This is a genomic window from Anaerotruncus sp. G3(2012), from assembly GCF_000403395.2.
Classification (GTDB): domain Bacteria; phylum Bacillota; class Clostridia; order Oscillospirales; family Ruminococcaceae; genus Anaerotruncus.
The window spans coordinates 309858-320807 of record NZ_KE159675.1; the positions used below are offsets into that span (position 1 = coordinate 309858).

The window sequence follows — 10950 nt, forward strand, 5'->3', positions numbered from 1 at the left end:
CGGCTTTCGGGCCGCTCCGTTTTCTTTACCCGGCCTTGCCAACAAGATACTCAATCGCCACACCCTGGCGGCTGTCCAGCACCACGTTCTCCGGGTATTCCTCTACCTCCGGCAAATCCAGGACGCCGATGAAATTATAGTGGATCACGATGCGCTGTGTCCTGTTCTTTCCCCTACCTTTGGTCTGGTACACGTCGATACGCTCCACAAGCTCATGCAGAATGGTGGGCGTCAGCGTTTTCATCTCCATGAACTTCCGCACCGCTTTCAAAAACTGTTCCTTGCAGAAGGCCCGGTCGTTTTCCCTGTCACACTGGCGCTGCAATTCCTCAATATCCTTTTTGAGCTGCTGCTGTTCTTCATCATATCGCTGGGACATCTTCATAAAACGCTCATCCGTCAGCTTGCCGGACACATTGTCCTCAGAGAGCTTTTGTCAAGGGAAAGTTTCAAGAATCTCCCACTTTACTCAAGCCAAATAAGACTTCAATATTGGTTCCGCTTCTTCCAATTCCGCTTTGCAGTCTGATTTCTGCGTGATGATACTGCGCGATATGCTTGACAATCGACAGCCCCAAACCGGTGCCGCCGGAGGCCTTGGAGCGGCTTTTGTCCACTCGGAAAAACCGCTCAAACACCCTGGCCTGATACTCCGGTGGAATTCCGATCCCAGTATCTTTTACGGAAACAGTTATGGCGGTATCGCCTGCTGAAACAGCAACCTCTACCTTTCCGCCGTCTATATTGTATTTGATGGCATTATCAATCAGATTATAGAGCATTTCATACAAGAAGCCCCGCACTCCGCTTATCTTGGCGCTTTCGCCAGTCGCGGACAGGGAAATATGCCGCTCCTCCGCCCGCTCCCGCAAAGCGGATACCGCACTGTCCGCCAGTTCCAAAAGGTTCACCTGTTCCTTTTCCGGCGCGGTTCCCTCGTCCAGCTGCGACAAGTGAATAATGTCCTCCACCAACGTTACCAGCCGCGCCGCCTCTGTGCGGATCACGCCCACGAACTGCGGAAGATCCTCCTGCTTGACAAGGCCGTTCTCTAACAGCTCGGCGCTGCCCATGATGGATTGCAGGGGCGTTTTCAATTCATGGGACACGTTGGCGGTAAACTCCCGGCGGCTGCGTTCTGCGGCGGCCTGTTCTGTCACATCAAAGGCCAGCAGCACCGTTCCCGCTGTAAGTCCGTCCACTGTGATCCGGCTGATGTCAAATTGGTACTCCCGGTCATTTCGCACAGCGCGGACTTCGCTATGTCCCCCTTCCAGCGCGGTCTGAATAGCAAGATTGATTGTATGGTCACGGTCTATCACAAGAAATTCCTGTCCAACGCAGGAGCCGCCTGCACGGAAGATCATCCTCGCAGCGGGATTAATGCTCAAAACGACGCCTTTCCCATCCAGCAGAACAAGCCCCTCACTCATGTTTTCTGTGATCTGCTCAAATTCCTCGGTTTTCCTTCTCAATTCCCGGAGCTGCGCCTCGATCTGCCTGTGCTGCTGGTGGATGCGTCCCAGGAGAGGAGATAATTCCTCATAGGCGTCGTTTTCCAAAGGCTTATCCAAATCCAGACGGTTCAGCGGTGCAACAATGCGCTTTGCCATCCGGCGGGCCAGCAGCGCGGAGAGAATGACCGCCAGGATTGCAGTCAGCAAAATCGGCTGAAGCATCCCCATCGCCAGGGCAAACACCGTCAACTGGCTGATGGAAATACGCAGGACGGTTCCATCCGTCAGCCGCTGTGCATAGTACAGCGTCCGCTCGGTCAATGTCTCGGAATAGCGAACCCCGCCGCTTTCACCTTCGGCCAGGGCCTCTTTTACCTCCGCCCGGCCCGCGTGGTTTTCCATCTCCGCCGCCGGGACGTGGGTATCAAACAGCACTTCGCCGTCAGCGGCGATCCAGGTCAGACGAAAATCTGCTGTGGATGGGAATCGATAGGGGGAAGCCAACTGCTCCAGGTAATCCAAGCCGTCCGCCTCTACTCCATAGGAGGCCAGACGGAGTTCATCCCGCAGTTGTTTCTCCTGGACGTTTCTGTAATAGTCATACAGACAGCCCATGATGATCACCAGGCTTGCCAGGAGAACGGAAACCGCCGCCAGCAGGATCGAACGGAAGATTTTCTTTGTCATGCCTTTGCCTCCAACCGGTAGCCGATATGCCGCACCGTTTCAATCATCCTGCCATAGTCCCCCAGCTTCTGCCGGAGCGTTTTGATGTGCATATCAACCGTCCGGGTTTCCCCGGTGTAATCCACGCCCCAAATGTCGGATAAAAGCTGTTCCCTGGTGAACGCAACGCCGGGGCGGGAGAGGAACAGGCGAAGCAGTTCAAATTCTTTGTAGGTGAGCAAAATACGCGCTCCGTCTGCGGTAACTGTCCGTTCTTCCAGATCGACCGTCAGACCACCGGCTGTCAGCTGCTTTGCTGCGGGGGTGGGACGGCAGCGGCGCAGGACGGCTTTTACTCTCGATACCATTTCCATCATGCCGAAGGGTTTCACCAGGTAATCGTCCGCGCCCAGATCCAGGCTTTGAATTTTGTCGTACTCCGCGCCCTTGGCGGTGGCCATGATGATTGGGATATTCGCAAGATGCGCCGCCGCTTTCATTCGCCGCAGCAGCTCCACGCCGTCCATTCCCGGCAGCATAACATCCAGAATGACAAGCTCCGGCCGCTCTGTTTCCAGCGCCGCCAGGAACGCTCCGCCGTCCTCAAAGCCTCTGGCCTCAAAGCCGGTGGAGCGCAGGGTGTAAAGCTCAATATCCCGAATGCTGGCATCGTCCTCTACACACCAAATCATAGCGCTTCTCCTTTGTGTTCCCCGGTCACGGCAAAAATCACCCATTCCGCGATATTGACCGCGTGATCTCCAATGCGCTCCAGATACTTGTCGATCATCAGCAGATCAAGGGCGTGTCCGCCGCAGGCGGGATTTGCCGCGATGTTCCCAATCAGCACCTGTTTTACCCGGTCAAAGCATTGATCCACAATGTCGTCGTGGGCAATCACCAGCCTGGCCCGGACCGTATCCTTCTGGACGTAGGAATCCACGCTTTCCGTAACCATCCTGATGACCTCCGCCGCCATTTCCCGAATATGGCCCACATCCTCCGGCACATATCCCTGGGCCAGCATCGCCAGGATGATCTCCGCGATGTCGGCGGCCTGATCTCCGATGCGCTCCATATCTGTGATGATCTTCATGGCGGCGGAGATTTGCCGCAGGTCGCGGGCCACCGGCTGCTGCTGGAGCAGCAGTTTCAGACACAGCGTTTCAATATCCCGCTCCATCTGGTCGATCCCGCCCTCCAATGGCTTGACCTGTTCCGCCAACGTGCTGTCACCATTCTCCAACGCCTTCGCCGCCTTGGAGATGGCCTCCTCGCACAGCGCGCCCATCTGGATCAGCTCCGTATTCAGAAGGGCGAGCTGGCTGTCAAATCTGCTCCGCATCACCCAAACCTCCCTGTGATATAGTCCTCGGTCCGCTGATCCTCCGGTTGAGAGAACAGCTTTTCCGTTTCGTCATACTCGATCAGCTCTCCCAAGAGGAAGAACGCTGTGCGGTCGGAAATACGCACCGCCTGCTGCATGTTGTGGGTCACGATAACAATAGTGTACCGCTCTTTCAGCTGCATTGCAAGCTCCTCAATTTTAGAGGTGGAAATAGGGTCCAGGGCGCTGGTGGGTTCGTCCATCAGCAGCACCTTCGGCTCCACGGCCAGGGCGCGGGCGATGCAAAGCCGCTGCTGCTGGCCCCCGGACAGTCCCAGGGCGTTCTTTTTCAGCCGGTCTTTCACCTCGTCCCAAATGGCCGCCCCCCGGAGGGACTGCTCCACAAGTTCATCCAGCTTGGCTTTGTTTTTGACGCCGTGCGTGCGGGGGCCGTAGGCGATGTTATCATAGATGCTCATGGGGAAGGGGTTGGGCTTCTGGAACACCATGCCGATTTCCTTACGCAGAGCGTTCACATCCAGGCCGGGGGCAAAAATGTCCGTATCCTGATACTGCACCTCCCCGGTAATCCTGACGCCGGGGATCAGATCATTCATGCGGTTCAGCGTTTTCAGAAAGGTTGACTTTCCGCAGCCGGAAGGGCCGATCAGGGCGGTGATGTTTTTTTCTGGGATTTGGATATTGATATTTTTCAACGCCTGGGTACTGCCATACCACAGGCATAGATTTTTTGCGGTAATTGCGTTGTTCATAGCGCCCTCCTTTTCTTGAAGCAGCGGCCCACCAGGGCGGCAGTCAGGTTGACCGCCAGCGTCAGGAGCATCAGGATCGCGGCGATGGCAAATGCCACGCCAAATTCTCCCTGCTCTTTTGCGTAGACGTACAGCGCCACGGTGAGGGTGGCCCCCGGACTGGTCAGGCCGGTAAAAAAGCCGTTCAGCGCATGGGCGAAGCCCGCTGTAAACAGCAGCGCCGCCGATTCACCCAAAATGCGCCCCACCGACAGGATGCAGCCGGTGATGATGCCGTCCGCACATCCGGGCAGTACCACCGTGCGGATGACCCGCCACTTCCCGGCCCCCAGGCCAAAGGCCCCCTCCCGGTAACTTTGCGGAACCGTCCTCAAACTCTCTTGGGTCGTTCTCATGACAGTTGGCAGGTTCATCATCACCAGGGTCAGCGCACCGGCCAGCAGGGAAGTCCCGAACACTCCGGTAAATACCAGCATCCCCACAAGGCCGTAGATGATGGACGGGATGCCGGAGAGGGTTTCCGCCGCGTACTCGATGACAGACACCAGACGCTTATTTGCGGCGTACTCGGTCAGATAGACCGCCGCCCCTGCCCCCAAAGGCAGGACGATCAGCAGGGCGGCAAGGATGATGTAGATGGTGTTCAAAATGTCCGGCAGGATACCGATGGTGTCCGACAGGTAGCTGGGTTTGGTGGTCAGCAGCTCCCAGGACAGGTTGGGGAGGCCCGCAGCCAGCACATAGCCTATGAGGAACAACGCCAGAGCGCACACCAGCAGCACCGACAGGGCGCACAGCAGCCCCATTACACCGATATAGGCCCTCCGGGATGGGGAGATTGGTCTGTCCAGCATAATCAGCCCTCCTTTTGCCCCTTGAGGAAGAAATTCAACACGGCGTTGATCAGCATGATGAACAGAAACAGCACCAGGGCGATGGAAAACAGCGCCTGCCTCTGTAGGCCGCTGGAATAGGACATTTCGCTGGATACCGCCGTGGTAAGAAATCGGACGCTTTCAAACAGTGAGGGCATATTCGCTGCGTTGCCGGATACCATCATCACCGCCATAGCCTCCCCGATGGCCCGGCCTACTCCCAGCACCACCGCCGCCGCGATGCCGCTTCGCGCCGCAGGGACGGATACCCGAAAATAGGTTTCTATCGAGGTCGCGCCGAGGGCCAGGGATGCGTCCTCGTACTCTTTCGGTACTGCCTCCAGCGCGGTAATGGATACTTTGATGATGGAGGGCAGAATCATGACCGACAGGACGATGATTGCCGCCAGCAGGCTGGCCCCGTCCGGCACATGGAACAGCGCCCGGGTACCCGGCACAAGCACCAGCATCCCCACCAGACCGTAGACCACAGATGGAATACCCGCCAGGAGGCTGACAGCGGCCTCAACGATGGATTTTACTTGGGTTGGAGCCAGCTTCGCCAGATAAACCGCCGCGAAAAATCCTACCGGGACACCGAACAGGATAGCGCCCGCTGTGCCGTAAATGCTGGTGAGAATGAACGGGAGGATACCGTATGAGGGCTGTGCGGCGGTAGATTCCCAGGTGTCACCCAGTAGAAAGGGCACAAGCCCGATCTGCCGGATGGCAGGGATGCCGGAGGCCACCAGATAGGCCGTAATCAGCAGGACACAGCCCACTGTGACCAGTCCGAGCATCAGAAATATCCCGTGGACGGCGTTTTCCGCCAGTTGTTTTCTGCTACGCATAGTCAATTTGCCGCCACAGCGCCCGCGCCAGAGATCAGCTCCGCCGCATCAGGGGAGGTTGCGAAGTCGAAGAACTTTTGCGCTTGCTCCGAAAGGGGCGTGTCCGTCTTGGTGACCAGGACAAAGGGCCGCTGAATGACATAGCTGCCGTCCTTCACCGCATCCTCTGTGGGTGCTACGCCGCCTACTGTAAGGGCCCGCACGGTGTCCTTGACGGAGGCGAGGGAGGCGTAGCCGATGGCGTCCGGGTTCTGGGACACGGCGGTAATCACATCGCCGGTGGAGGTCAGCTCCTGGCGGTACTGGCAGTTGTCTGCTGTGCCGGTGATGGATTCAAAGCCGTCCCTGGTGCCGCTGCCGGCTTCCCGGCCAATCAGGACGATCTCCGCATCCTGTCCGCCGATGTCCTTCCAGTTGGTGATCTCGCCGGTATATATTTTGGCGATGGTATCTACATCGAGATCAGAAACGGGATTGTCGGGGTTGACGATTACCGCAATGCCGTCATAGGCCAGCACCGTCCCGGTCAGCCCCTGGGCGGATTCATCCGTTTTCAGGTCGCGGCTGCTGAGGCCGATGTCGCAGCGCCCCTCCAAAACCGCCTGGATGCCGGAGCCGGAGCCAGTGGGGTTGTAGGTAAAAGTCACATTTTTATTCTGCGCCTCGAATGCCTCGCCTAACGCGCCGATTACCTTTTCCATGGAGGTGGAGCCGTCGGTGGTGACGGTGCCGGACGTTTTCTGTGAACATCCCGCCATAACCGACAGAGCTAGCACAGCGGCCAGCACAAGACTTGCTGATTTTTTCATGTTCAAATATCTCCTTTCGACTTTTGGGTACGAGAGAAGAATACTGCCGCTGTGTAAAAGTCAAAAGACAAGTATTGTAAAGTTAGTGTAAAATTGATCGTAGTGGTAGTGGCGTAGTGGTAGTGGCGTAGTGGTAGTGGCAAGCAATGCGCCGGTATATACCGGCACTCGCTTGTTGGTGGCTGACGCCCCCAAGCCCCCGTAAGGACCGGCGCAGTTGCGCCGGTCCTTTTAAGCCGCCTTCGGCGTCTGCGCGTCGGGACAAACTCCACTCCGCTGCGCCCGCCTGACGGCGGGCATCCGCTTCATTTCGTTGTCCCTCCTTTCCCCACGCAACCCGCTTCGCTGGGCTTGCGCGGGGGCCCCATTATGCAGGGAGAGAAAAAATCATCACCGCGCCTTCTGCTGGCGGTCACGATTTTTCTCTTTCTCCGTCAGGCCCAAAATCCGCTCCACATTGTTTTTGGCCGTGAGCAGTTCTATCATTTTTTCCTTCGCCTGCCTGTACTCTGGATACCGTTTTTTCTTCTCAGCCTGCAACACGGCATACTCCTGTTTCAGTGATTGCATGGAGGGCAGCTTTTTCAAACCGAGTGAATTGGAGTACCGTTTCGCCGCTTGACAGGCCGTGATTTCACTGCTATGCTGTTCATAAAAATTTTCTCTTTTCCTGCCCGTCAATTTCCGATATTGCGCGTAAATCTCTCGTGTTTTGCCCTAAGCGCCGATGTGCTTTTGCAGTTCGGAAATGTCCTTCATTCTTACGCTGGTAGCTTTCGACTGGTCAGATAAATCATTGAATTTCTGGACCGCCGCATCGCAGACTTTCTCCAATTCTCTGAGGTCAGTCAGCCCGTTTTCCTGCAAGTATATAATTGTCTTTGCCATCTCCTTGAGATTGAAAATTTTCGCCCACCGCTCGAATCCGGGAGAGTTGATTTTCTGCATTTTTGCTTGAATGTCGATCAGCAAATTAGGCTTAGACTGCGCCGCCGCCTTTGCTCTGGGAGTGACGATCCGCTTACCGAAAATGCGCTCCATGATCGCCGCTTCGGAGTAGTCCGCGCGGAGGGAATCACAGCGCACGAACCTCTTGCCGTGGGGAATTTTGAACGCCAGCTGCTTACCCCGCTTTACCTCCACGCCCATCGCTTTTATATCGGCGAGGAAGCTGTCAAAATCCTTACAGCCTTGACCGAGGGCGGTGTCGATCATCCGCTCCAACTGTCCCCGGATGGTAGGTGGCTTACTCTCCCCCAGCCATGTACCGTAACTACCCCGGCTGGGCTTCGGCTCCGCAATCACCGACAGCCCATTTTCCAGGCACATCATATCGGAGATTCTCCGAACTGTGAATGAGGAGCGCCAGAAGTTCCGGAATTTCCTGGTGCAGTCTATGGCGGTCGAGTTGAACACGATATGCGAGTGAATGTGGTGCTTGTCAACATGGGTGCAGACGATAAAAGCATGATTGCCCTTGGTCAGCGACATAGCGAGATCATAGCCTATCTTGTTCGCCAGTTCCGGTGTAATCTCCCCCGGCTTGAAGGACTGCCGCAGATGATAGGCGATCACATCATTGTCCTTCCGTTCCCTGCCGGTAATGGCGGCATACTGCCGTTTGGAAAATAGAAACTCCTGGTCAGCGATAGACGGGTTACAGTGGTAGGCCGTGACCAAATCGCCGCCGTTGGTTTTCTCAGGATTTTCAACATAGTCCGTCACCCGGCCCAGGGCTTCGGCCACGGTCCGGCCCTTGCCACTGTGCAGGGGCATCAGGCGTGTTGTTGCCATTTTCAAAACCTCTCCTCAAAAGAAAATGATGGTGGACGAAAAATCTTCGCCCACCACCAGACTGTCATTTGATTTTCGATAGTTGTTCCAATATGCTGCCGAACAGGCCGCTGACCTCCGTCAGCTTGCCGCAGATTTCATCCACTTCGTCGGGATAGACACCGCCGCCGGAGTTGACCCGGCGGGCGATCTGGTTCACATTGTTGGAGGTATACCGCAGGAGCTTGGCACACTCGTCCAGTTCCTTGATTTGCAATTGGACAATGTAGCCGTCAATACACATCTTACGAATATAGGCACTCATATTATGAATGCCCATCAGAGCCATCCTCTGCTCAATCAACCTCCGTTCCTCGTCCGTAACTTTGAAATAGATGCCGCCGCTTTTGCCTTTGGCGCATTCAGATATTGGCGCAGGCCTCCTTAACAAAGCTGAGATAGTCCTCCAGTGTTTTGCGGCAGGAATCAGTCAAACCCATCAAAGTGTGAAGCTGTTCCTGTGAAAGATTGGGAAGCACTTCCTCATAATTGGGCAGATGGAAACTCTCCACACCTCGCTGAACTCTTTCAATAAAGGCACTGTATTCCAGAACAAAGGCTTCCGGCGACTGTCTGCAATCTTTGGTAGGGTCCTTCAATTCCGCGATACTCTCCAAAAACTCAGCTTTTTGCTGCCGGGACGATTTCGCATGTCCCGGAGCGGCGCGTACCTCCATGGGCTGATAATCGTCCGCAGATCGAATCTGACCGGAAGCCAGCAAAATAGCGGCGGTTTTCTGCTTGTCGGGTTCCATACGCGAGAGCTTCATCGCATTGCTCTGGTTGAGCTTATAATTGGGAAAATGGCGAAAAACTTCCCGTGTATCTTCCGTCAGACCGTTCATCATCTGGACAGTCCGCTCTACCGTCCGGGACGATACGCCCAGCTTGTCGGCGGTATCCTGGGCGAATGATCTCAACGTGACCGACATTTTGAACTGCTCCCCGTCAAGTAGACAGTGAAATAATTCATTGAAAATTCACAGTGCTGTAGCACTGTGGCACCTTGCAAAATTTATTTGTCCGCCGATGGCATCCAAACAGATTTTGCAAGGTCTGGTTATGCCGCCATAGCCAGTTCATGCTTCTCAAAAGGTGTGAGTACGCCAAGGCCGCGCTGGAGTCGCCTGGAATTGTAATAAGCGATGTAGTCCTCAATCATCCAGACCAGTTCCTCTCGACTGGTGAAACGCCGCCCATAATAGCGTTCCCTCTTGAGGATGCCCCAGAACCCCTCCATCGGACCATTATCAATACACTTGCCCACCCGGGACATACTTTGGGTCATGCCAGCCGCAGCCAGCTTGTCGTGGAACACCTGCGTTGTATATTGGAAGCCCCTGTCGCTATGGAACAGCGGGTGTGCGTCCGGATTGTCAGTTACGGCTTTGTCAAGGGTCTCATATACCAGAGCGTTGTCATTTGCGTCCCGAATGACTGCCGCAACGATTCTACGGTCATACAGGTCCAGGATAGCACTGAGATAGACCTTATGTACCACTGGACCAACATAATACTTGAACTCGGTCACATCCGTCAGCCATTTCTCATTGGGCCTGTCTGCATGGAATCGACGGTTGAGAATATTTTCCGCCGTATGCTTTGGGTCTGAGACGGATCGTGTACAGCTGTGTCTGGCGTACTTGATGGTGGATTTAATCCCCAGACTCTGACAGATGCGGCGGACCCGCTTGTCATTTACCGATGTATCGTAATAACGTGCCAGATCGTCTCGGATGCGTCGGTAGCCCTTGTCTGGACTTGACCCGTGGATTTCCTCTACTTGCTCTGCAATGCGTTTGTTTTCCGCCGCACGGGGGCTGAGTTTTCCCGCATGCCACTGGTAATAACCGGCTCTGGAAACATGGAGGATTTGGCACAACGTTTCTATCGGATACCCCCGTTCCTCGGAACACTGGCGGATCGCTTCGTATTGCCGCTCATTGCGAAATTGCCTCAATCCTTCCCCCTCTCTAATTCCTTCACTTTTTTTAACAGGTCATTCTCCATTTTCAGCAAATATATCTCTCGCTCCAGTTGGGCATTCCGTACCCGCAGCTCCTCTTCCGGTGTACGAGGTGTTTGCTGTGCTGTCCTATGGCCGCGGCGATCTTCCAGCCCGGCTATCCCCATGGCCTGATATTTCTTAGGGTCTGTTCACACAAATAAAGATATGCTATAATAAAGGAATGGAACTGAAGAAAGAACAATACGAACAAATCGCAGAGTGCTTTCCGAAACAGCGGAAACCAGCAAAAATCAGCAATCTGGATGTATTGAATGCGGCGCTGTACGTAATGGAAAATGGGTGCAAATGGAGGAGCCTGCCCAAAGAATACGGAGATTGGCACGTGATCTA

The 10950-nt window shown here is 55.1% G+C and carries 12 protein-coding genes and 1 pseudogene; 1 reads left to right on the forward strand and 12 read right to left on the reverse strand.

Annotated elements, in window-relative coordinates; all coding sequences use genetic code 11:
- Positions 1-25 precede the first annotated feature (25 nt).
- The 12 genes and pseudogenes from C814_RS16720 to C814_RS16775 form a co-directional block, all read right to left on the reverse strand.
- A complete protein-coding gene (locus tag C814_RS16720; protein WP_022788488.1) occupies positions 26-385 on the reverse strand; it encodes a DUF4368 domain-containing protein in 360 nt (119 codons plus the stop codon).
- 64 nt (positions 386-449) lie between these two features.
- Positions 450-2144 (reverse strand): sensor histidine kinase, encoded by a 1695-nt coding sequence (locus tag C814_RS16725; protein ID WP_016316575.1) that lies wholly within the window; start codon positions 2142-2144, stop codon positions 450-452.
- Positions 2141-2815, reverse strand: a complete 675-nt coding sequence (locus C814_RS16730; protein WP_016316576.1) for a response regulator transcription factor — start codon at positions 2813-2815, stop codon at positions 2141-2143. The genes C814_RS16725 and C814_RS16730 overlap by 4 nt, the downstream gene beginning before the upstream one ends.
- Positions 2812-3468: a phosphate signaling complex protein PhoU gene (phoU, locus tag C814_RS16735; RefSeq protein ID WP_016316577.1), complete on the reverse strand. Its 657-nt coding sequence runs from the start codon at positions 3466-3468 to the stop codon at positions 2812-2814. Before phoU ends, C814_RS16730 begins: the two co-directional genes overlap by 4 nt.
- Complete coding sequence (gene pstB, locus C814_RS16740; protein ID WP_016316578.1) at positions 3468-4223, reverse strand: phosphate ABC transporter ATP-binding protein PstB; 756 nt, start codon at positions 4221-4223, stop codon at positions 3468-3470. The genes phoU and pstB overlap by 1 nt, the downstream gene beginning before the upstream one ends.
- Positions 4220-5077, reverse strand: coding sequence for a phosphate ABC transporter permease PstA (gene pstA, locus C814_RS16745; RefSeq protein WP_016316579.1), 858 nt, complete (start codon positions 5075-5077; stop codon positions 4220-4222). Before pstA ends, pstB begins: the two co-directional genes overlap by 4 nt.
- A 2-nt stretch (positions 5078-5079) precedes the next feature.
- Complete coding sequence (gene pstC, locus C814_RS16750) at positions 5080-5949, reverse strand: phosphate ABC transporter permease subunit PstC (protein ID WP_016316580.1); 870 nt, start codon at positions 5947-5949, stop codon at positions 5080-5082.
- 2 nt (positions 5950-5951) lie between these two features.
- Positions 5952-6758, reverse strand: coding sequence for a phosphate ABC transporter substrate-binding protein (locus C814_RS16755; RefSeq protein ID WP_016316581.1), 807 nt, complete (start codon positions 6756-6758; stop codon positions 5952-5954).
- 390 nt (positions 6759-7148) lie between these two features.
- Positions 7149-8552 (reverse strand): annotated as a pseudogene (locus tag C814_RS16760) (relaxase/mobilization nuclease domain-containing protein).
- A 64-nt stretch (positions 8553-8616) separates the two neighbouring features.
- Positions 8617-8871 carry a plasmid mobilization relaxosome protein MobC gene (gene mobC, locus C814_RS16765; RefSeq protein ID WP_051142473.1) on the reverse strand — a complete coding sequence of 85 codons (255 nt, stop codon included), beginning with the start codon at positions 8869-8871 and terminating at the stop codon, positions 8617-8619.
- 82 nt (positions 8872-8953) lie between these two features.
- Complete coding sequence (locus C814_RS16770; RefSeq protein WP_016316585.1) at positions 8954-9523, reverse strand: hypothetical protein; 570 nt, start codon at positions 9521-9523, stop codon at positions 8954-8956.
- A gap of 128 nt (positions 9524-9651) precedes the next feature.
- Complete coding sequence (locus C814_RS16775; protein ID WP_016316586.1) at positions 9652-10551, reverse strand: IS3 family transposase; 900 nt, start codon at positions 10549-10551, stop codon at positions 9652-9654.
- A 229-nt stretch (positions 10552-10780) separates the two neighbouring features.
- Between C814_RS16775 and C814_RS24970 the strand changes: the two genes are divergently transcribed.
- Positions 10781-10950, forward strand: a 170-nt coding sequence (locus tag C814_RS24970; protein ID WP_016316587.1) for an IS5 family transposase, incomplete at its 3' end; no start/stop codon positions are given.